General features: G+C 44.5%; 21 protein-coding genes. 9 read left to right on the top strand and 12 right to left on the bottom strand.

Annotated elements, in window-relative coordinates:
- Positions 1–58: 58 nt before the first annotated feature.
- The gene (gene sfnG / locus ABLA76_RS02610) at positions 59–1,141 is read right to left on the bottom strand and encodes a dimethylsulfone monooxygenase SfnG (protein WP_348986751.1); all 1,083 of its coding nucleotides are present in this window, start codon (positions 1,139–1,141) and stop codon (positions 59–61) included.
- Between the two features lie 489 nt (positions 1,142–1,630).
- Between sfnG and ABLA76_RS02615 the strand changes: the two genes are divergently transcribed.
- Both ABLA76_RS02615 and fghA read left to right on the top strand, forming a co-directional pair.
- Positions 1,631–2,740 carry an S-(hydroxymethyl)glutathione dehydrogenase/class III alcohol dehydrogenase gene (locus ABLA76_RS02615; RefSeq protein ID WP_285810916.1) on the top strand — a complete coding sequence of 370 codons (1,110 nt, stop codon included), beginning with the start codon at positions 1,631–1,633 and terminating at the stop codon, positions 2,738–2,740.
- Positions 2,741–2,867: 127 nt separating this feature from the next.
- Positions 2,868–3,698 carry an S-formylglutathione hydrolase gene (gene fghA, locus ABLA76_RS02620; RefSeq protein ID WP_348986752.1) on the top strand — a complete coding sequence of 277 codons (831 nt, stop codon included), beginning with the start codon at positions 2,868–2,870 and terminating at the stop codon, positions 3,696–3,698.
- A gap of 217 nt (positions 3,699–3,915) precedes the next feature.
- Here fghA and flgL read toward each other — a convergent pair whose 3' ends face one another.
- The 11 genes from flgL to flgB all read right to left on the bottom strand — a co-directional run bounded on the left by flgL (position 3,916) and on the right by flgB (position 14,002).
- On the bottom strand, positions 3,916–4,866 hold the full coding sequence (gene flgL, locus ABLA76_RS02625; RefSeq protein ID WP_348986753.1) for a flagellar hook-associated protein FlgL: 951 nt from the start codon (positions 4,864–4,866) through the stop codon (positions 3,916–3,918).
- A 35-nt stretch (positions 4,867–4,901) separates the two neighbouring features.
- On the bottom strand, positions 4,902–6,539 hold the full coding sequence (gene flgK, locus ABLA76_RS02630) for a flagellar hook-associated protein FlgK (protein ID WP_348986754.1): 1,638 nt from the start codon (positions 6,537–6,539) through the stop codon (positions 4,902–4,904).
- 102 nt (positions 6,540–6,641) lie between these two features.
- The gene (gene flgJ / locus ABLA76_RS02635; protein WP_348986785.1) at positions 6,642–7,640 is read right to left on the bottom strand and encodes a flagellar assembly peptidoglycan hydrolase FlgJ; all 999 of its coding nucleotides are present in this window, start codon (positions 7,638–7,640) and stop codon (positions 6,642–6,644) included.
- Positions 7,637–8,755, bottom strand: coding sequence for a flagellar basal body P-ring protein FlgI (locus ABLA76_RS02640; RefSeq protein ID WP_348986755.1), 1,119 nt, complete (start codon positions 8,753–8,755; stop codon positions 7,637–7,639). The genes flgJ and ABLA76_RS02640 overlap by 4 nt, the downstream gene beginning before the upstream one ends.
- A 15-nt stretch (positions 8,756–8,770) precedes the next feature.
- Positions 8,771–9,550: a flagellar basal body L-ring protein FlgH gene (locus tag ABLA76_RS02645; protein WP_047770694.1), complete on the bottom strand. Its 780-nt coding sequence runs from the start codon at positions 9,548–9,550 to the stop codon at positions 8,771–8,773.
- A gap of 67 nt (positions 9,551–9,617) precedes the next feature.
- Positions 9,618–10,397, bottom strand: coding sequence for a flagellar basal-body rod protein FlgG (gene flgG, locus ABLA76_RS02650; RefSeq protein ID WP_348986756.1), 780 nt, complete (start codon positions 10,395–10,397; stop codon positions 9,618–9,620).
- A 17-nt stretch (positions 10,398–10,414) separates the two neighbouring features.
- Positions 10,415–11,170, bottom strand: coding sequence for a flagellar basal body rod protein FlgF (locus tag ABLA76_RS02655; protein WP_348986757.1), 756 nt, complete (start codon positions 11,168–11,170; stop codon positions 10,415–10,417).
- Positions 11,171–11,191: 21 nt separating this feature from the next.
- The gene (gene flgE / locus ABLA76_RS02660; RefSeq protein WP_348986758.1) at positions 11,192–12,427 is read right to left on the bottom strand and encodes a flagellar hook protein FlgE; all 1,236 of its coding nucleotides are present in this window, start codon (positions 12,425–12,427) and stop codon (positions 11,192–11,194) included.
- A gap of 15 nt (positions 12,428–12,442) precedes the next feature.
- A complete protein-coding gene (locus tag ABLA76_RS02665; RefSeq protein WP_348986759.1) occupies positions 12,443–13,162 on the bottom strand; it encodes a flagellar hook assembly protein FlgD in 720 nt (239 codons plus the stop codon).
- 13 nt (positions 13,163–13,175) lie between these two features.
- Positions 13,176–13,580, bottom strand: coding sequence for a flagellar basal body rod protein FlgC (gene flgC / locus ABLA76_RS02670; protein WP_047770689.1), 405 nt, complete (start codon positions 13,578–13,580; stop codon positions 13,176–13,178).
- Positions 13,581–13,585: 5 nt separating this feature from the next.
- Complete coding sequence (flgB, locus tag ABLA76_RS02675; protein WP_348986760.1) at positions 13,586–14,002, bottom strand: flagellar basal body rod protein FlgB; 417 nt, start codon at positions 14,000–14,002, stop codon at positions 13,586–13,588.
- A 217-nt stretch (positions 14,003–14,219) separates the two neighbouring features.
- On the opposite strand from flgB, the gene flgA reads away from it, so the two are divergent.
- The 7 genes from flgA to ABLA76_RS02710 all read left to right on the top strand — a co-directional run bounded on the left by flgA (position 14,220) and on the right by ABLA76_RS02710 (position 21,215).
- Positions 14,220–14,897: a flagellar basal body P-ring formation chaperone FlgA gene (gene flgA, locus ABLA76_RS02680; RefSeq protein ID WP_285810922.1), complete on the top strand. Its 678-nt coding sequence runs from the start codon at positions 14,220–14,222 to the stop codon at positions 14,895–14,897.
- Between the two features lie 122 nt (positions 14,898–15,019).
- On the top strand, positions 15,020–15,319 hold the full coding sequence (flgM, locus tag ABLA76_RS02685) for a flagellar biosynthesis anti-sigma factor FlgM (protein ID WP_047770686.1): 300 nt from the start codon (positions 15,020–15,022) through the stop codon (positions 15,317–15,319).
- Positions 15,320–15,343: 24 nt separating this feature from the next.
- Complete coding sequence (flgN, locus tag ABLA76_RS02690) at positions 15,344–15,784, top strand: flagellar export chaperone FlgN (protein WP_285810923.1); 441 nt, start codon at positions 15,344–15,346, stop codon at positions 15,782–15,784.
- Positions 15,785–16,247: 463 nt separating this feature from the next.
- Positions 16,248–16,796, top strand: coding sequence for a fimbrial protein (locus tag ABLA76_RS02695; RefSeq protein WP_348986761.1), 549 nt, complete (start codon positions 16,248–16,250; stop codon positions 16,794–16,796).
- A gap of 197 nt (positions 16,797–16,993) precedes the next feature.
- The gene (locus tag ABLA76_RS02700; protein WP_348986762.1) at positions 16,994–17,716 is read left to right on the top strand and encodes a molecular chaperone; all 723 of its coding nucleotides are present in this window, start codon (positions 16,994–16,996) and stop codon (positions 17,714–17,716) included.
- Positions 17,717–17,771: 55 nt separating this feature from the next.
- The gene (locus ABLA76_RS02705) at positions 17,772–20,255 is read left to right on the top strand and encodes a fimbria/pilus outer membrane usher protein (RefSeq protein ID WP_348986763.1); all 2,484 of its coding nucleotides are present in this window, start codon (positions 17,772–17,774) and stop codon (positions 20,253–20,255) included.
- Positions 20,256–20,267: 12 nt separating this feature from the next.
- Entirely contained in the window at positions 20,268–21,215 is a 948-nt protein-coding gene (locus ABLA76_RS02710; protein ID WP_348986764.1) for a fimbrial protein, read from the top strand.
- Positions 21,216–21,232 lie beyond the last annotated feature (17 nt).

Genomic DNA, 21,232 nt, shown 5'->3' on the forward strand with positions numbered 1-21,232 from the left:
GCTTTTTTACCAATACAAAACGCAAATAACATGGTATTTAAAATCAATAAATGGTTATTCAATCAGTTTGTTGTTCCAATTCTCTGACAAGTGGGATCACGTTTCTACCAAAATACGCTAGCTCTTCCTGCATATGCAAAAATCCAAGCAATATCAGGTTTACACCAACCTTTTTATATTCAATAATTCGTTGGGCTATTTGTAATGGTGTGCCAATAAGGTTGGTTTTAAAGCCGTCATTATACTGTACAAGATCTTCGAAAGTTGATTTTGCCCAGTTTCCTTCTTTTTCCGGTGATGCATTTCCCGCATTTTGCACTTCATGATGGAAACTTTTCACCGCTTCAAAATCACTATTATCTAAAATATCCTGCAATACTGCGCGAGCCTCTTTCTCATCATCACGGGCAATAGCAAAACCATTAACGCCGATTTTTACCTGATGATGATTCAATAACGCTTTCGCTTTAATATCTTCGATTTGTTTGTGAATATATTCCACACTACCGCCATTCGTAAAATACCAATCAGAAACACGGGCAGCCATGTCTCTGGCGGCTCTGGAACTGCCTCCTTGAAAAATTTCCGGTAAGGGTAGCTGTGGCTTGGGGTTTAAAACATAATCATGAAAACGATAAAAATCACCAGAAAAACTGAAAGCGGGTTGCGACCAGATCCCTTGCAAGCAACGGATAAATTCTTCAGAACGTAAATAGCGTTCTTCATGATCTAACCACGGTTCACCAATCGCTTTAAACTCACCGCGAAACCAACCACTAACAATATTAACCGCAATACGGGCACCATAAAGCTGACTGATGGTTGCTATCTGTTTAGCGGCCAACACGGGTTTCCAAGGCCCGGGTAAAAGGGCGGCAATGATTTTCAATTTATGGGTTACTGAAAGCAGATCTTGCGAAAAAGTCATCGATTCATGCTGGTTTTCAGCACCATATCCAGCAGTAAATCTAATTTGGGTCAATGCATAGTCAAAACCTACACTTTCGGCGATTTGAGCCAGACTGCGATTATAAGTATGATCCCAGTTGGTACGTTGCTGGATTTTACTTATCACCAATCCACCGGACACATTAGGCACCCAATAAGCAAATTTAATGGGTTTAGAATTGAAGTCAGCCATTAAACCTCCATGATTTGAAATCAGATTATATACAGAATATATAGCGACTCGGTAAGGGCGTTTATTATCTTCAATGATTTTTATAGAACGATATAAAATGAGTTAATCGATGAGACATATTATTAACAGGTCTCAATAAAATCTATCATTTATTATTTTATTTTAAATAATTTACAAAAGATACTATTTATACGCGATAAACTTCAAGTTGCCATCCGCAAGACGACGCGAGGCCTGATATTTCCCCGCATAGCGGGGAAATATAACACGCATCCTGAAGTTGGATGCCGATAGCAGTTTAAAGTCAATTGACAACGCTATGGTTATGGGGTCTTTTATAAAAATCTCTAATCATGGTGATATTGATGCGTATAAATATTTTTTATTGATTGATTGGTCATAGCTCAAAAATAAAATCAAACCATACGGATAATATCCAGACAAATAAAAGTATTAAAATATTCTGTGCAAAAATCAAAGAGGGATTATATGAAATCACGTGCTGCCGTTGCCTTTGGGCCAAATAAACCACTCGAAATTATCGAAATTGACGTTGCTCCACCAAAAGCAGGTGAAGTCATGATCAAAATCAGCCATACAGGTGTCTGCCATACGGATGCCTTTACCCTTTCAGGTAGCGATCCTGAAGGAATATTCCCTGTTATTCTGGGCCATGAAGGAGCCGGTATCGTGGTCGAAGTAGGTGACGGTGTCACAAGTGTAAAACCAGGTGACCATGTCATTCCATTATATGCGGCGGAATGTGGCAAATGTGAGTTCTGTCAGTCTGGGAAAACGAACCTTTGTATCGCAGTCCGCGAAACGCAAGGTAAGGGTCTCATGCCAGATGGCACAACCCGCTTTTCTTACAATGGACAACCTATCTATCATTACATGGGGTGTTCCACATTCAGTGAATACACTGTCGTTGCAGAAGTATCCGTAGCAAAAATAAATCCAACGGCAAACCATGAACAAGTTTGCCTATTGGGCTGTGGTGTCACTACTGGTCTTGGTGCCGTACATAATACAGCCAAAGTACAGCCGGGAGATTCTGTTGCCGTTTTCGGACTGGGTGGGATTGGTCTGGCCGTTGTTCAGGGCGCTCGCCAGGCAAAGGCAGGACGCATTATTGCCATTGATACCAATCCAACTAAATTTGAACTTGCCAGACAATTTGGTGCCACTGATTGCCTCAATCCCAATGACTACGACAAGCCTATCCAACAGGTCATTCTGGAGATGACTAAATGGGGTGTTGATCATACTTTCGAATGCATCGGTAATGTCAATGTCATGCGTGCCGCTCTGGAAAGTGCGCACAGGGGATGGGGACAATCCGTCATCATTGGTGTAGCCGGCGCTGGACAAGAAATCTCCACCCGGCCATTCCAACTTATTACCGGGCGTACATGGAAAGGCACAGCTTTCGGCGGCGTAAAAGGACGCAGCCAGTTGCCGGGAATGGTGGAAAAAGCGATGAAAGGTGAAATCGAACTTGCACCTTTCGTTAGCCATACAATGCCTCTGGGATCCATTAATGAGGCTTTCGACCTGATGCATGAGGGTAAATCGATCCGAACAGTCATTTACTACTGACTACTGACTACTGACTACTGACTACTGACGAAGTCTGGATCGTGGACAGAAAACCGTGTTGCACGCCAACACGGTATCTGATAAATCATAAAATATCATTGCAACAAATGACATTAGAGAGGAAGTAATGGAAAGAATCGAACATCACGCTTGTTTTGGTGGTTGGCAGGATGTCTATCAACATGAATCAAAAGTTTTGGGTTGCCAGATGCGTTTCGCAATTTTCTTGCCTCCTCAGATGAAAGAAAGAAGATTACCCGTCCTTTACTGGCTTTCTGGCCTGACCTGCACCGAGCAAAATTTCATCACAAAATCAGGTGCTCAACGTTATGCGGCTGAACAGGGTATCGTTATTGTGGCTCCAGATACCAGCCCGCGAGGCGATGATGTCGCTGACGATCCCGCCTATTTTCTTGGAAAAGGGGCTGGCTTTTATCTCAATGCATCAAGACATCCCTGGGCTTTACATTATCGTATGTATGATTATGTTGTTTCAGAACTTCCCAATTTGATTGAAACACACTTTGCAGTCACGAATATACGGGCAATCAGTGGACACTCCATGGGAGGCCATGGTGCAATGACTATTGCATTGAAAAATCCAGGACGTTATCGCAGTGTGTCGGCATTTTCACCTATTGTGGCCCCTGCTCAGGTTTCATGGGGAATAAAAGCATTTTCAGCCTATCTTGGTGAAGATATATCGGATTGGAAACAATATGACACGGTAGAACTGATCAAGAATGCGAAAGAACAGCTTCCTATTTTGATTGATCAAGGTCTCAATGACGGCTTTTTGGATGAACAGTTACGCCCTGATTTATTGCAGGATATTTGCGATGAAACCGGTTATCCCGTGACTATAAATCTCCGGCCAGAATATGACCATAGCTACTACTTTATCGCCAGCTTTATTGAAGAGCATATCGCTTATCATGCTAACGCAATGCAAAAGTAATGTTGTTCATGGTTAGGTGATTTCAAAAAAGGCGATTCAATTTCCTGCACATCAAGCAAGCCACCTATAGTCAACTCTAATCTTCAATGACGTCTAAATCAGATTTCTTTATAAATAAGCCCTTATTTTTCCTCATGTAATGAAAAAGCAAGGGCTGTATCACTGGGATAAGAAAATAAAACTGCAACCTGAAAATATGGAAGTATACCAATCTTAATTAGCGATACACCTCAAACAACGACATGCCTTTTAAATCAGCAAAAGCCTTATAAGAAGCCTGTAGTGACGCCTGTTCCTGGTAATAATCGGAAATGGTGGAGAGCCAATCTACATCGACCAATTCCCCCATACGAACTTTATTGGCCACACTGCGTTCACGAGATAAGTCATCCAAATTGTCCATTTCCTGAAGTTGCAGCCCTAGCACAGCCTCTGCCGAAGAAAAGTTGTTCAGGCTATTACGCACACCTCGGTTGGCCTTGTTAATCTGCTCCAGTGCTGCATCTTTTTCTGCCTGGCTGGCATCCGTGAATGGCTCTCTAAGCGCTTCGATCGCGTAATCAATGGAAGCAAAAATATTTGATTCACTTGCTTTACCATCAGGTTCTTTAATCGGGTTGGATAAAAAGACGTCTTTTCCTGTATGGGCGATAATCATGGAACGGTTGTCATCTACCCTTTGGCTTATCGCCTGATCTCCGCCTTCATAGGTAACTTTCCCGTTACTATCGTTGAAAGGGGGTTTATCCGTTTTATAACCAGCAAAAATATAACGTCCATCGCCATCGGTTTTATTGCTGAGATTCAGCAATTGCTGTTTAAGCCCATCTAACTGCTGAGCATAAGATGCACGATCGTGGTCGCTCTGTTCATCCGCCGCCGCGACTAATGTTTCCAGAACACTATGTGTTACCGATACCACACTGGAGATAGTGCTCAATTGGGTTGACATTGTGTTTTTGGCAAAGATTCGTGCCATCGCAAATTGCTGGTTCTGCGATTCAGATTGGGAAGTCACAATATTCTGAGAAGCCGCCAATGGATCATCCGATGGATTGATAACACGTTTCCCACTGGATAACTGTTCACCATACCGCATCCATTTAGACTGAGCGCCAAAAACCCCATTCATTTTTTGACTGTATAAAAGATTCGTACTTACACGCACAATATCAGTTCCTTTTTCTCTTTTGCCACAAGTGATTAACGAATGTCTAAAATGGCATTAAACAGTGTTGATGCTGTCTGGATAATACGAGCATTTGCCAGGTAGTATTGCTGCAAACGTTGCAGTTCGCCGTATTCTTCGTCCATATTGACGCCAGATAGCCGCTCACGGGCGGTGAAACACGCCTCTAAACTAATCTCTTGGGCTTCCAGACTGCGCTTAGCACTATTGGTTTTGCTACCCACCGTACTGACCAGCGAAGCATAAGCATCAGTCAAGGTATTTTTACCATTAATTAGCTTTTCTTTTTGCAGGAGAGTGAATTTCTTCGCATTGTCGTTATCACTCGGACCATTGTTTCCTTTGCCGGCAGTGGCTAATCGAGCAGAATCCTTAATATTGACTTCAAGTGTCGTTATGACACCACTGACCGTTTTCAGTGTGTACCGATCATTATCCTGTGAATGAGTCGCATCAATCTCGACTTTCAGACCGTCAAATTCCAGCGTATTACCCTTTTTAGTGACAGAGATCACTTCCCTGTCAGCAACACGCTGGACTTTCCAATCCCCGCCTTCGTACTTGATGGTGTAGTCACTGTCTTTTACTTTCGTGGTATCTGCATATTCCACTTTAATTTCAGCCATACCTTTGTTATTGCTGTTAGCAATGGTTGCCGGCTGCGCAAAATTGAAGAAATTAATACCTGGTTGACCTTCCAGATCGTAGCCACCGTGCTGAACCTGATTGAATCGATCCGCCATCACTAATCCCAATTGGTTTACTTGATTGCGGGTTGGATCGATCACTTCACTACGGACACGTAATGCACCACCCAACTTTCCTTGCGAGATAAAGCGTTCATCAATCTCTCTGGTTCCTGTACCATTATCATAGCCCAGCGTAATACGGCTGCTATCTGCACTGGATGGGAGCGCTTCTAACCGATAGGATTTGCTACCCGATACCAGCGACATGCCACCGCCAAATGAGACGTTGTAAACACCACCGTCTTGCTGAGTCATTTCTACGTCAACAAGCTGATTTAACTCATACAGCGCACGATCACGTTTATCCAGTAAAGCCAGCGGTTCACCGTGTCCTGCGCCACGCATACGAGAAACCTCATCGTTCAGAAAGGCAATTTCTTCCGCGTATTTATTGATTCCTTTAACATTCTGTTCAATTTGGCTATTGATACCATCGTCCAACTTACCGAGAAATTGATCAGCTTCTTTAAATCGGTTAACTAAACCTTCAGCTTTGCCTCGCACCGTCGTTCTTGCCGCACTATTATCTGCGTTATTTTCAAGCGTGCTCAGGCTGTTAAAAAAGTCTTCCATAGAGCTGGAAAGGCTGGTTGCCTTATCCGCCAGTAGATTATCAATTTGGGTGACCTGCTCCTTGTATATCTTTAATGCGTCATGTTTGGTTTGTGCAGCGTTATATTGCTGGTTAATAAATGTATCGTATTGGCGGTTGATAGAATTAACATTCACACCATTGCCAATAAAACCAACCGGTGACATGCTGCCACTATCCGGCGACATTACCGTTGTCTGTCGGTGATATCCTTCAACCTTAGAGTTGGTAATGTTATTACCCACTACACCCATTGCCACCTGTGCAGCATTAATACCACTCATGGCAGTATTGATAAGACTATTGGACATGTGTCTATCCTTTTACGTTTTCGTTATGCCTCCATCGTGGGAGGTAATGCACTGCTACAGTTATCGGCAAAATACCCTGATTCTTGAGTGACATTCATCCCGTTAAAACAGGTTATCGAAATCAGCGGTATAGGCTTTTGCCATTTGATTGCCGGTGTTTTTTAACTGCTGGATCAATGACACTAATTTTTGAGCATAACTGGGATCGGTGGCATAGCCTGCCTCTTGCAAGGAGTGCGCTCCCTGCTCCGCTGTGGTTGATTGTGCAACCTTGGCGTAACGGGGATTATCCGTCAGCAAATTAACGTAATCGGTTATCGCTTCCCTGTAAGAGCCATAGACGCGGAAACGGTCCTGCATTTTCTTCGGCTCACCATCAATGTATTCCGTCGTCATGATATTGGTGACGGGTCCTTTCCAGTGTTTCCCTGCTTTGATACCAAACAAATTATGACTTGGCTTACCTTCCGCAGTCAGAATCTCTCGCTGTCCCCAACCGGATTCCAGCGCTGCCTGGGCAATAATCAATAAATGAGGAATACCGCTTTGCTGGCTTGCCAACTGTGCCGGCAAGGAAAGCATGGAAACAAAACTGGCGCTGGGCATTGGCAATGATTTTGGCTTAGCCGAATCCTTGGCGAAAGCCGAAGAAGAGTTGTTAGACGTGTAGTCAGGTATACCATCAGGAGCCGGAATAGCCCGACGTATAAATTGCGCTAATGCCTGGTTCGGTAATGTTTGCAGAATTTCATTATCCAGCGGCAGCGGCACGTTGTCAGCTAACCCATCGGGCACATTATTCGCATTAGAGAATTGCTTCACGATCATGTCAGCAAATCCCAATCCCTTTTGGGAAAGATCCTGGGCAATTTGCTGATCGTACATCGAAGTATAAAAACGAGTCTGCTCACTGCTTAAAATGCCATCCTGCGGCAACGAAGAACGCATACTTTTCAGCATCATCTGGACGAAGACGCCTTCCAGTTGCTGGGCTACTTGCCGTAGCCCTTGTTGTGGTTCCTGTGACAGTTTAGCTTTCAATGAATGCAAGGCGTTAACATCGTAAGCGGCACCGGGCATCGTCAGAAAGTCATTCATCAGATAATCTCCAATTTCGCACGCAGACAGCCTGCGCTCTCCATTGCCTGCAAGATAGACATTAAATCGGTTGGCGTTGCCCCCAACGCATTCAATGCACGCACAACCTGGGTCAGATTCGCACTGGCACTGAGTTGCTGCAATGCACCTCCCTGCTCCTGAATACCAACGCCCGTATTGCGGGTCACGACGGTACTGCCTCCCGCCAATGGCGTATTGGGTTGACTGACGGCTATCTGACGTTCAACAGTCACCGACAAACTCCCATGAGCAATCGCACAACTGTCCAACGTCACATTGCGGTTCATCACCACGGAGCCTGTTCGGGAGTTGAAAATCACTTTGGCATCACCGGCATCTACACGGATAGACAAGTTCTGTACTTGCGCCAGAAACTTCACCTGTTCGCTGTTCTCAATCGGCAAACGCAACTGGACTGTGCGGGAATCCAACGGTGTCGCCGTCCCTGTTCCTTTCAACCGGTTGATTGCCTCACTGATTTTCTGAGCCAGCCCGAAATCATCATCATTCAGTTGCAGATTCAGCGTGCCTTTCTGACCAAACCGGGTTGGCAATTCACGCTCAATCACGGCACCATTGGAGATCCGTCCGCCGGCAAGCTGGTTGATTTTGATGCTATTGCCTCCGGCACTCGCACCTGCCCCTCCCACCAGAATATTGCCCTGAGCCAAAGCATAAACCTGGTTATCTACCCCTTTTAACGGCGTCATCAGCAATGTCCCGCCACGCAGACTCTTGGCATTCCCCAGCGAGGAAACGACAATATCAATGTTCTGCCCTACACGCGCAAAAGGGGGCAGTTTTGCTGTCACCATCACGGCGGCGACGTTTTTAAGCTGCATATTCGTACCGGCCGGTACGGTGATACCTAATTGCGACAACATATTGCTCAAGCTTTGGGTGGTAAAAGGCGTCTGCATGGTTTGGTCACCCGTTCCATCCAATCCGACTACCAGACCATAACCAATCAGTGCGTTATCCCTGACCCCCTCAATCGTCGTCACATCACGAATACGTTCCGCAAAAACACTGGCAGAGGTGAACGTACCGAACAGCACCAACCATAGCGTAAAAAGGCGGGTGACTAATTTTCTCATCCTGACCATCCTGTTTTAAAACGGTGAGATATTCATAAAGAAACGTTGCAACCACCCCATGTGCTGCGCTTCGTTGATATAACCATCACCAACATATTCAATACGGGCATCAGCAACCTGGTTGGAACTCACCGTATTGTTGCCCGTAATGGTGCGCGGGTTAACAACGCCAGAGAAACGGATGAACTCCGTGCCCTGATTAATGGCGATCTGTTTTTCCCCCACGACATGCAGGTTGCCATTGGCCAGCAGCCTGTCTACGGTCACCGTAATGGTGCCCCTGAAGGTATTGTTGGCATTTGCACCGCCCTTGCCGCCAAATTCGTTATTTCCCTCCATGCCTAAATCGGTTTTTCCTCCTCCCATCAATCCCTGTAGAAAGCGTGGGGTCAAGGCCGCTGCGAAACTGGTTTTTCCATTGCGGCTGGCATTGGCAGAAGAGTTTTTGCTCGCACTGACGTTCTCTTGCAAGATAATCATCAGCGTATCACCGATATTGCGTGGACGGCGGTCTTCAAACAGCGGTTGATAGCCGTAATAAACCGGTTGGACCGTTTGGAAAATAGAGCCATTTGGCGTTGGAGCAGGTGCTTCGGTGGGGTTTGCGGTTGTTTGTCCTTTCACCAGTGGCTTGTGCGGCATATAAGCACACCCCCCCAATGTCAGTGCCGACAATGCGAGTGCCGTCACAGATATGCTGATACGCCACTTATTTCTCTGGTTTTTCCGTAAACCCGTGGAGCCATAAGCTACATGGTTTTTAGCATGGCTTTCGGCAACAGGCATTGTATCCATCTTCTATGCTCTTAAATTTATCGTAGAAATAGTGGAGGAACGTGTTCCCCCACCATTAATGGTTAGGTTATAACTGGGACAGTTTTTGCAGCATTTGATCAGAGGTTGATACTGCCTTGCTGTTGATTTCATAGGCTCGCTGCACCTGGATCATATTGACCAACTCTTCTGCCACATTGACGTTAGACGTTTCGACAAAGCCCTGACGAAGCGTTCCAGCTCCATTGATACCTGGCGTGTTTTCCACCGGAACACCGGAACTGTTGGTTTCCAGATACAGGTTCTCACCAATGCTTTCTAACCCACTTTCGTTGATGAACGTCGTCAGCGTGAGTTGCCCGACCTGTTGAAAAGCGGCTTGTCCCTGCACTTTTATGCTGACAATCCCATCAGCGGCAATACTGAGATTGGTGGTGTTGTCTGGAATGATGATGGCTGGCACGACCTGAAACCCCCCGGCCGTAACCAACTGGCCGTTCTGGTCTTTCTGAAATGAACCATCACGGGTATAAGCCGTGGTGCCATCAGGCATCTGGATCTGGAAGAAGCCGCGTCCTGAAATTGCCACATCATTAGTACTGGCTTTGACGATATTGCCCTGACTGTGCAGCCGTTCCGTCGCTACTGGGCGTACCCCCGTGCCAATCTGCAAACCTGAGGGCAGATTAGTCTGCTCAGATGACATTGCTCCCGGCTGACGCTCGGTTTGGTAGAGCAAATCTTCAAATACTGCCCGCTGGCGTTTAAAGCCATTGGTGTTAACGTTTGCCAAGTTGTTAGCAATAACATCCATATTGGTTTGCTGGGCATCCAAACCCGTCTTGGCAATCCATAAAGATCGGATCATGAATTTATCTCCCCCGATTAGCTCATAGCAAGAATTTGATTAGCCCGTTGTGCATTTTCATCGGAACTGTGTATGACTTTCATCTGCATCTCAAAGCGACGCGCGTTGGCTATCATGTTGACCATGCTTTCCACCGGGTTAACATTGCTGCCTTCCAGTACACCCGGCATCACTTTCACTTCGGTACTGGCCGCCAGTTCATTGCCCTGCTGTTCCCGCGCCTGTGGCGTTAAATGGAACAGGCCATCGTCACCACGCACCACCTGGTTGGCTTCCGGTTTGACGACTTTCAGCTTGCCAATCTGCCCCAATAACGTGGGCGGATCGCTGGCAATCAAGGCAGAAATGGCGCCGTCTGTCGCAATAGTCAATTCGGCCTGCGGCGGAACATCAATCGGCCCGTTTTCGCCCATCAACATGCGTCCCTGCACCATCAGTTGCCCTTCGGGAGAAATTTGGATGCTGCCGTTACGGGTATAGGCTTCTGTCCCGTCTTCAAGCTGGACAGCCAAATAGCCACCTTGTCCGACAGCCACATCTAACGGACGGGAAGTGTAATTCATGGGTCCCTGACGGCTATCCATGCCAGGGGTAGAGGCAACAACCAGCGAGCGGGTCGGTAAAGTTTCGCCTTCAATGGGGACGGCACGCAGTGCCGCAAGCTGGGCCTTAAAGCCCGGCGTTGACGCATTGGCCAGATTGTTAGTGGTGACAGCCTGATGCTCCAGCGTTTGGCGTGCAGCTCCCATAGCGGTATAAATGACGTGATCCATAATGCTATCCGCCTGAGCCTATTAACGCATGCTGACCAGCGTTTGCAGAATTTGGTCCTGCGTTTTGATGGTCTGGGCGTTGGATTGGTAATTACGCTGGGCGACGATCATGCTGACCAGCTCCTGGCTCATATCAACGTTTGATGATTCCAATGAGCTACTGATAAGCTTACCGAAGTTACCGGAACCCGCCGTGCCCACAACCGGACTACCCGATGCACCGGTTTCTATCCAAACGTTATCACCCTGTGAAGCCAAACCGGCCGGGTTGGAGAAGTTTGCCAAGACGACCTGCCCCAACACCTGCTTCTGTTCGTTAGAATAAAGGCCGTAAATTTTGCCATCACCGTCAACCTGGTAGTTGGTGAAGTGACCTGCCGCATAACCGTCCTGCTTCTGGTTAGAAACGGAGGATTCTTTGACTCTCTGCTGTTGGCTACCGTTAAAATCGAATTTGACTTCTGCCGGATTAGAACCATTCAGGGCTGGCATATTGAAAGCAAATATGTTTTCAGCCGTCGTTGCTGCCGCAAGCTGACCAGTGCCATTAAATTGAACGCTGTCTGTGTTTAATTTTTGAGCCGCTGAATTCTTAACCGAAGTATCCAGGGCATAAACATCCCACTGGTTATCATTTGTTTTGACGAAGAACACATTGATGTTATGTTCATTGCCGAGGCTATCGTATACCGAAATACCGGAACTGTAGCTAAAAGTATCTTTATCGCCTGGTTCAAATGGCTTCGCTTTCGTATCGATCTTGTCATGCATCGAGTTCAGGTTAGTCTTCATCTTGACTTCTGTCGTCGCTTTGGCCGTCAGCATATCCGTTGGGATCGAAATTGGCCCTGGTGCGGCACCCTGTTGAATTTCAGGACCCTCTTTGCCCTGAATGGCCGGATAACCGGTCAATTTCATGCCCTGCATATCGATCACATTACGATCGGCATCCATTTTAAACTGGCCATTGCGAGAATAAAAAATATTGCCGTTGGTATCCTGCATACGGAAAAAACCGCCCTGCGTGATCGCCATATTTAATTGATCGTTGGTTTTGGTGATTGAACCATCCTTAAAGTTCTGCACCATGCCAGAAACCTTGACGCCCAACCCGACATCCGAGCCACTGAATACATCCGAAAAAGCCGCAGAGCTGGACTTAAATCCGTATGTTGCCGAGTTTGCGATATTATTACCAATAACGTCTAAGTTGTTCGCAGCGGCATTCAAGCCACTGACCGCTTGTGAAAAAGCCATATGTCCTCCGTTTAATTAAAGAATCTGACGAACTTCGTCCATGTTTACCGTACCCACCAGCCCTAAATCCAATTTAGTGCTATTCTCCTGCCGCACAACGCCCTGAACTTCGGCATATCTCAGGGAAGTTATCCCCAATCCCTGATCCTGTTGGCTTGCGTAAACGGTGAAGTTGTAAGCGCCTTGTTCCACGACATTGCCGTCTGCGTTTTTACCATCCCATATGAAGCTGTGTACGCCCGCCTTCAAATATTCGGATGTGTTGGGATCTAATTTATTGAATTCCATCTCCCGGACAACTACGCCACTTTTATCTCTGATGGTCACTTTGACAGTGTCGGCAGGCCGGCCTAGTTCAAAACCGATTGGGGTTGTGCTGATGCCCTCTTCTGCGCTGGAACCCAGCAAAATCTCATTGCCGGGCACCATGACACCTCGGCCAATCAGGGCCACCTTTTGCATCGTGTGGTTACTGTCCATTTGTCCGACAATGGAACCCAACGTCTTATTGAGTTTCTCAATCCCCTCAACAGTGCTGATCTGCGCAATCTGTGAAGTCAATTCACTGTTTTCCATCGGGTTGGTCGGGTCTTGGTTCTTAAGCTGGGCAACCAAGATATTCAAGAAATTATCTTTGATATCACCACTACTTTGCGTTTTTTGGTGGGTCAAGTTAGACAGCCCACTGACGGCTGAATTATCCAATGATTCATTAATTGGAACGGTAATTCCCATAACGATATTCCTGTTACTGGCCCAGTGTCAGCGTTTTCAACATGATGGATTTGGTGGTATTCAGTACTTCAACGTTCGCCTGATAGCTGCGGGAAGCCGAGATGGTATTGACCATTTCCCCGACCACATCCACATTCGGCATACGTACATAACCTTTTTCATCGGCCAGCGGATGGCCCGGCTGATATTCAAGACGGAAAGGTGATGGATCATCCACCACTTCACTAACGCGAACACCGCCAACCTCTTGGCCTGCTGGTGCAGCAACGCGGAATACAACCTGCTTGGCCCGGTATGGTTCGCCATCCGGCCCCGCAACACTGTCGGCATTCGCCATATTACTGGCGCTGACATTCAGTCGCTGAGACTGAGCAGAAAGCGCGGAGCTGGCAATATCAAAAATACTGAGTAGAGACATTCCCATTATCCTTGTGACTGTAGAACTGACATCATGCTTTTGATTTGTGCATTCGTCATCGTGAGTTCAGCCTGATATTTCAAGCTGTTATCAGCGAAATTGCTGCGTTCCATATCCATGTCAACGGTATTTCCATCCATAGCTGTCTGGTATGGCACCCGATACAGCAGATCCATCTCCAGACGTTTTTGAGGCTGAACGGGAATATGTCGATCGGAAGTCAGCGTTAGCCCAACGCCATCTCCGGTTACACGACCATGTGCCATGACTTTTTTTAGTTGAGCAGCAAAATCGACATCACGCGCCTGATAGCCAGGGGTATCCGCATTGGCAATGTTGGCAGACAAAATTTCCTGCCGCTGGTTGCGCAGTGCCAGCGCTTCTTGTCGAAACTGAAAGGCGGCATCTAATTTATCGAGCATACTCCTCCCCCGGATCTGTTCGTGAAATTTGCTGGGTATAAGCCCCAGGCAGCTAACAGAATAAACGGAGAAGAAAAAGGTAATTCGAAGAATAGAAACAAATTGAATTGCTATTTATCCCATTAACGAATAATCAATCGAGTTACACTGCTCACATCCAACAGGTGCTGAATATTTTTTGAAATCATGGTTCGCTAACAGGATCCAAGGTGGTGAAATGCCTGCATTAAAGTTTATCGGGTTGTTTGCCTTTTTCCTTAATCTATTTTTTGTTTTCGGCAGCGCTTTAGCCTGGGGAAACCCGTTACCGCAATTAATAGATGACTATTTCAGGCAGATCCATCGCCCATTGAATCATAAGGTCTTAGTCGAAATCAAAACACCTGAACAACAATGGCCCGCTTGTGAACACCCTGAAATACAACCGTTACTTAGCAACAAAAATTGGGGTAACCTTTCCGTTCCTGTGACTTGTGGTCAGCAACGCCGTTTTGTTCAGGTTTATGTCAATGTCGTCGGCCCTTATTGGGTTTCTAAGCGGGCCATTAACCGCAATGCGGTCCTGACAGAAAAAGATTTTCAAGTAAAAACGGGTTCCTTAGATAAGCTGCCAAATGACATAATCCGTAACAGCAAGGCCATACAAAATGGTATTGCACTGCGCAACATCCCTGCCGGACAATTCATCACACGTAATATGATCCGGCGTCCCTGGGCAATTCAAGCCGGGCAAAATGTAGTTGTCACCGTAGATGGACACCATTTTCAGGTGCGTTACGAAGGAAAAGCAATTAACAACGCCGCGAGTTTTGATAATATCCGTGTCCGCCTGAACTCTGGACAGGTTATTACGGGTGCAGCTCAAGAAAATGGCAGTGTAAAAATGATGTTATAAATGGCTAAAGTTTTATTTTTTCACGCCGATATAACCAACAGACCATGATTTACAGGCATGCCAGCGGTATATCGCCTGCTACCTAAGACAAATAAATAATGCCTGATTAAAGGATTACGATTATGAGTATTGAACGCACTCAACCTCTACTGGCTATAGCTGCTTTACAGCAACGCAATGCCAATGAAGGTGCTCAGAGCACTCGCAGAATTGTGGCTGTTGCAGAAAAAAGCGCAGATACACAAGTTAAGTTGAGCGAAGCGCAGAAAAAGCTCGTCCAGCCAAGCAGTCAGGATATTAATATCCAAAAAGTACAACAATTGAAAGAAGCCATTGCAAAGGGAACCCTAACGATGGACAGCGGTAAAATTGCTGATGCTCTATTTAGGGAGGCCCTTGAAAACATGGAATATGATAAATAAACACTAAAATTTAAAGAGCCATAAATGGAAGAACTTCAACTCTTGCTTGAACAGCAAAGCGCACACTTAAATTCGCTTTCGCAAACTATGGCAGAAGAACAGCACATATTAAGCGAAGGCTTTATTGACGCGAATCAGTTACATCGTGTGACAGAACAAAAGACATTTTTGCTTTCAGCACTCGATCATGCTGAACGAAAACGCCAGCAGTTAAATGACACGCTAAAAATAAATGCGCCTTATGCTAACCATAAAGTGTTAGCCGTATTATGGAGTCAAATTAGTCAATCTGTTGAACGTATCTGTGATTTAAATTCACATAACGGATTTTTACTGGAACAACATATTGAGTTGAACAGTCAAGCAATCGCTTTTCTGAAAACTCACCACAGCCCTTCTCTTTATGGTGCAGACGGCCAGGCCCGTCATCATTCAGCGCTATCAGGCCACAAGATCAGCGTTTGATCATTCGGTTACTGCCTAAGCAGTAAGTTCTACAGACCTCTTGGTTTATTGGCAATGATAAGGGGTCTGTTTCTGTGTATCTGTATTTCTTCCTCGCCTGATAAAAAAGAAAATAATTCTCATTATATTGATGAAACTTATTATTACCTCACGCTTAAGAGGTGGTTTTAGCATCATAAAATGAGTATCAAATAATTTAAAGAGATGATAAGTCACGCTCATTTGAGAGTTGGACGAACAATGCTCTTCTCAAATTCTTTACCTTTCCTTGATTGATAAATCCTATCAATATATTGTTAATTGATCGTGAATACCGATAGTTTTGTTGATCTTTTTTGATTCATAAGGTAAATTTTTCTTCTGCGCACAAAAAACTGTGCCCGAATCTTTTTGTTATAACGCGTTATTATTTTGCGTTATACATAATAAGTAGTTTTATATTATGATTGTTATGGATATGTAAATGAAGAATGTTTTAGTTTCATCTTTTATTGTTGCAATATTGGCTTCAGTAAGTAATATTTCTTATGCGGCACCTCCGGCAACAACCGGGGAAGTAAAATTCACGGGGAGAATTATAGAAACCACTTGCACTGTTAGTGATGATACTGACAAGGTTGTGAACATGGGGACACATCTCAAAAGCGATATAAAAACAGCGGGAATTAAAGTTGCGGGAAGCGAAAGGAATTTTAAGATCAAATTAACTGGGTGCCCTGTTGATCCGTCTGCACCTATTACAATGGACGTTACATTTTCTGGGAGTCAGGTGGATTCCAAAAATGCAAATTTATTGGCATTAAACACATCTTCAAGTTCAAAAGGGATTGGCATTGGCATTTATGACGAAAGTGATAAGCAGATAAATTTATCTTCCACTTACTCATTCTCTGATAAAACCAGTAAATCCGATATGGTAATACCTTTAAAAGCGGCTTATGTATCTAATGGAGATAACCCTACAGCCGGAACGGCTGATGCCACACTTCATTTTAATATAAATTACAGATAAAAATTAATTAGTTATACCCGATAAACTTCAAGTTGCCATCCGCAAGACGACGCGAGGCCTTATATTTTCCCGCTGCGCGGGGAAATATAACACGCATCTTGAAGTTGAATTGGGAAATAAATATTTATTCCCTGGCCGCAGTGGCACTTTTACGGCTGCGGCCAGGAGCTATTAATATCATAAGTAGTCATGTAATAATGAAAGATAAAATAAAAAAAATATTTACATCGTATATGTTAACGAAAAAAATAACGATTATATTATTATTCTTTATATCTCCTTCCTGGGCGGGTGTAACTATTGGTGGAACCCGTGTTATTTATAAAGGAAATAAAAAAGAAACTTCAATTTCAGTGAAAAACTCTGACGAAAGCCGGCCTTATTTAATTCAGTCTTTTATCACCACGGATTCAAAAGGAGAAAAAGCTCCTTTCATTGTGACTCCCCCGCTATTTCGTTTGGATGCTGGCAAAGAAAGTATTCTTCGTATTGTCCGTATCGGCGGGCATTTACCTGATGATAAGGAATCGGTTTTTTACCTTAATGTGAAGTCTATCCCTCCCGTACAAGAAAACGAGCAGAATACTTTATTGATTGCGGTGAAAACTCGGATCAAACTGTTTTATCGGCCTGAAGGCATTGAAGGTGATTCTGAAGAAGCTTATAAGACGCTGACATTTTGTCGCATTGGTCACCAACTTGAGGTCAGAAACCCCAGTAATTATTATGTAACCATCGGGCAGCTCAAAGTAGCCGGGAAAATCCTGACGGGTACTGACATGATCGCTCCGCAAGGTGTAGCGCATTTCGTCCTGCCATCTGAATCATCAGGCTTAGTCAGCTGGAATAGCATTAATAGTCATGGTGGCATAAGCAAAGAGGTAAGTAAAAATCTGCCTCAAAAAGAAGATAAAAGATAAAGATAGGGGACGAAAAATCATATTTGTTAAATATAAAACGAGTGGCGGCACAATTATGCCAACATGTTTACTTTCAGTCTTTATTTTATGTTTTTCCATATTGCTATCATTACCCGTCACGGCACAGGATTACTTTCGATCATCAGCATTGGAATTAGATGATACTCAATCGGTGATTGATTTAAGCGTATTTTCATTCCCCGGTGGTCAATTACCGGGTCAGTATCAGGTGAACATATTTCTTAACGGGAAAGAAAAAGACACAAAACAGGTTAATTTTATTAAACTAAAAAACGGGAAACTGTCTCCACAACTAACGGTCGATGATTTAAAACAGTATGGCGTGAAAATGTCAGTTTTTCCTGCGCTGATGAAACTCTCTCCTGAGCAAGTTATTGATGATATTAGCGAATATATTCTACAGGCATCAACCTCATTTGATTTCTATGAGCAACGTCTGGATATCAGTATTCCTCAGGCAGTATTGGATAATCAAGCCAGAGATACTGTGGCATCACATTTATGGCAACATGGAGAGACCGCATTTTTAATGAGCTATAACTTTAGTGGATCGGAAAATTATAATAAAAACATAAAAAAACAAAGCTACTTTTTAAATTTACAAAGCGGAATAAATATCGGAGCCTGGCGTATAAGGAATCAATCAGTTTATAACTATCATTCTGGAAAAAATAAAGATGAGAGTCGTTTTTCATCCATTAACAGCTACATCCAACGGGACATTCCAGAACTAAAAAGCCAAATAATTCTTGGCGAAACCGTTACTGACGGAGATATATTTGAAAGCGTGCCGTTTATCGGTGCTTCTATGACATCCGATAGTTTAATGTTGCCCAGCAGCCAGCGTGGATTTGCGCCAATTATCCGGGGTATTGCTCAAACCAATGCGCGTGTAACGATCCGCCAAAATAATTACGTCATCTACGAAAGCTATGTTCCGCCAGGGCCTTTTGTTATTACGGATCTTTATTCAACCTCCGGCTCCGGTGATTTGGATATCACGATCACCGAAAAGGACGGGCGGCAGCGTAAATTTGTACAACCATTTTCATCAGTGCCAATGATGCAGCGAGAAGGACAATTAAAATATCAGGTTACTCTGGGACGTTACCGTTATTCCAATGACAGCGCTGATAAACCTTATTTTAGCGAAGCGACATTTATCTATGGACTCTCCAATCGGTTAAGTTTGCTATCTGGTATTCAGGTAGCAGAAAACTACCGGGCGTTTAACGCTGGCCTGGGGATGGGTTTAGGGAATTTTGGTGCGATTTCTCTGGATATGACACAAGCTGATACCTGGTTGCAGGAAAATGAACGTAAACAAGGGCGATCATATCGAATCCAATATACGAAAAGTATTGAGACAACGGGGACATCCCTGACATTGGCCGGGTATCGCTATTCCACACCAGAATACTATTCATTTGCAGAGGCGAATGAATATTCAGTCAGAAAAGAAGCCGGCCGCGCACAAAATAAGCGTAACCAATTGCAGCTGACTCTAAACCAAGGGATGGGGAATTTTGGCAATATTTATGTGTCTGCCTATCAGCAAGATTACTGGGGAAAACAAGGTTCCAATCAATCATTATCTACCGGTTATAACATTAACCTTGCTGGGATCAATTATGGGTTGAATCTTTCCTACGATGCCAGTCATGAATCCATGAAGAGTAAGGATATGCAGGCATCGTTTAACGTTTCTATTCCACTGGGGCAGTGGCTGCCTAATGGATGGGTAACTTACAGCATGAATAGAAATGACCACAGTCGAGGAGGCCAACAATTGACGATTAGTGGCAGCGCATTGGATGCTCATGCCTTGTCATATAGTCTCCACGGAGAACACAGCAATAATATGGAAGGCGTGGGCGGAGGTGTTTCTCTGGAATACAGCCATTCTTCTGGTCGTGTGAATCTGGGCTACAGCTACAGTGATACTGGGCAATCGCTTAACTACGGGCTGTCTGGCGGTATTGTCGCCCATCAAGACGGCATTACGTTTTCCCAGCCATTGGGTGAAACCGTCGCACTGGTCAAAGCGGCGGGTGCAGCCGAAACAACTATTTTAAATCACAGTGAAATTAAAACAGATTCACGTGGCTATGCCGTCATCCCGTCGATCGAACCTTATACCTACAACCGGATTGCCCTGGATACTGAGATGCTGGCAGATGGCATTGACCTTGACAATTCAGTGCAACACATTGTACCGACTCGCGGGGCCGTGGTTGCTGCCGATTTTCGCGTTCGTCAAGGGTATCGCATATTGGTGGCATTACGTTACAACGGCAAACCTGTGCCTTTCGGTGCCAGCGCAGCGTTAACAAACAGTGACAGTAGCGGGATTGTTGGCGATGACGGTGAGTTGTATCTGAATGCTGTCCCCGAGCAGGCAGAAATAAAAGTACAATGGGGAAAAAATAAGGATCAACAATGTCATGCAAAAACAGATTTATCAATGCTGTCCGAAAAGTCAGGCGTATTACGCCTGATTGCTGATTGCCGCAACTAAAAGGAATTTATCATGTTTAATGTTGAACGTAATAATCACTTTCAAATTAAAGCGAATAACTTTTTATTGGCATTATTCATTGTTATTGTCGCGGGAAGCTATTCAACGCGGGTTATAGCCGCAGTATGTAAGGCGAATAGTATGCAAAAAATAGTCAAATTTGATGATATTTATGTTGACTATAAAAATCTTCCAAACACAAAACACGCCTCCAATAACGAGTTGTGGATACAATGCTATATAAGCAAGCAGCATATATACGTAAAATCCATTACTGGAGTAAATGTAGGTTCCTTCAAAAATGGTTATCATGAAACCAGTCTTCCTGGTGTCAAATTTAAATGGGAACTCCAACCTGATGGTGTAGTGTCTCAGACCATGACTGTGAACAGTTCAAGAGGGATCGGCTACGGACCACGAGGAAGAACATTGAGCAGTAAATTTTATATAAAGATCAATGAAGAAGTTCAATCAGGAACAGTCAATGAAATAATAATAACGATGGCTGATGATAGAGATCACAATACGGTTTTCACTTATAAAATCCCTTCTTTTAACATCACGGCAAGATCTTGTGCAATAACCACGCCGATTATTCATGTTCCGATGGGAGCTGTATCAAAAAATCACTTTAAAAATATAGGTGATACCGCCGGTGGGTGTTCTTTCGAGATCAATGTGCAGTGCAAAGGGTCCCCGAACGCGAATATTACCTGGGAGCCGGGAAAGACTAATACAAATGGCGTGATAAATGCTGATTCAACCTCATCAGCAACAGGGATCGGCATTCAGATGTTAGATGACAGGGACAATCCTGTGAGGTTTGGTGAACAGCAAGCTCTTGGCACGATAAATTCTTTGAAGACATTGTCATATAAGGCAAAGTATTATCAAACCAGTAATACCGTCATTGCCGGTAGCGTTAATGCCACAGCCACCTTCACTGTCGATTATAAGTAATGAGCCTGTATGAGTGC

Origin of the sequence: Xenorhabdus sp. SGI240, assembly GCF_040081915.1 — a bacterium.
GTDB lineage: Bacteria > Pseudomonadota > Gammaproteobacteria > Enterobacterales > Enterobacteriaceae > Xenorhabdus > Xenorhabdus bakwenae.

Bases quoted from the DNA above. Each gene is read 5' to 3' on its own strand.
- sfnG (WP_348986751.1), bottom strand. From the start codon at position 1,141: ATGGCTGACTTCAATTCTAAACCCATTAAATTTGCTTATTGGGTGCCT.
- ABLA76_RS02615 (WP_285810916.1), top strand. From the start codon at position 1,631: ATGAAATCACGTGCTGCCGTTGCCTTTGGGCCAAATAAACCACTCGAA.
- fghA (WP_348986752.1), top strand. From the start codon at position 2,868: ATGGAAAGAATCGAACATCACGCTTGTTTTGGTGGTTGGCAGGATGTC.
- flgK (WP_348986754.1), bottom strand. From the start codon at position 6,539: ATGTCCAATAGTCTTATCAATACTGCCATGAGTGGTATTAATGCTGCA.
- ABLA76_RS02640 (WP_348986755.1), bottom strand. From the start codon at position 8,755: ATGAGAAAATTAGTCACCCGCCTTTTTACGCTATGGTTGGTGCTGTTC.
- ABLA76_RS02645 (WP_047770694.1), bottom strand. From the start codon at position 9,550: ATGGATACAATGCCTGTTGCCGAAAGCCATGCTAAAAACCATGTAGCT.
- flgG (WP_348986756.1), bottom strand. From the start codon at position 10,397: ATGATCCGATCTTTATGGATTGCCAAGACGGGTTTGGATGCCCAGCAA.
- ABLA76_RS02655 (WP_348986757.1), bottom strand. From the start codon at position 11,170: ATGGATCACGTCATTTATACCGCTATGGGAGCTGCACGCCAAACGCTG.
- flgE (WP_348986758.1), bottom strand. From the start codon at position 12,427: ATGGCTTTTTCACAAGCGGTCAGTGGCTTGAATGCCGCTGCGAACAAC.
- ABLA76_RS02665 (WP_348986759.1), bottom strand. From the start codon at position 13,162: ATGGGAATTACCGTTCCAATTAATGAATCATTGGATAATTCAGCCGTC.
- flgC (WP_047770689.1), bottom strand. From the start codon at position 13,580: ATGTCTCTACTCAGTATTTTTGATATTGCCAGCTCCGCGCTTTCTGCT.
- flgB (WP_348986760.1), bottom strand. From the start codon at position 14,002: ATGCTCGATAAATTAGATGCCGCCTTTCAGTTTCGACAAGAAGCGCTG.
- flgA (WP_285810922.1), top strand. From the start codon at position 14,220: ATGCCTGCATTAAAGTTTATCGGGTTGTTTGCCTTTTTCCTTAATCTA.
- flgM (WP_047770686.1), top strand. From the start codon at position 15,020: ATGAGTATTGAACGCACTCAACCTCTACTGGCTATAGCTGCTTTACAG.
- flgN (WP_285810923.1), top strand. From the start codon at position 15,344: ATGGAAGAACTTCAACTCTTGCTTGAACAGCAAAGCGCACACTTAAAT.
- ABLA76_RS02695 (WP_348986761.1), top strand. From the start codon at position 16,248: ATGAAGAATGTTTTAGTTTCATCTTTTATTGTTGCAATATTGGCTTCA.
- ABLA76_RS02700 (WP_348986762.1), top strand. From the start codon at position 16,994: ATGAAAGATAAAATAAAAAAAATATTTACATCGTATATGTTAACGAAA.
- ABLA76_RS02705 (WP_348986763.1), top strand. From the start codon at position 17,772: ATGCCAACATGTTTACTTTCAGTCTTTATTTTATGTTTTTCCATATTG.
- ABLA76_RS02710 (WP_348986764.1), top strand. From the start codon at position 20,268: ATGTTTAATGTTGAACGTAATAATCACTTTCAAATTAAAGCGAATAAC.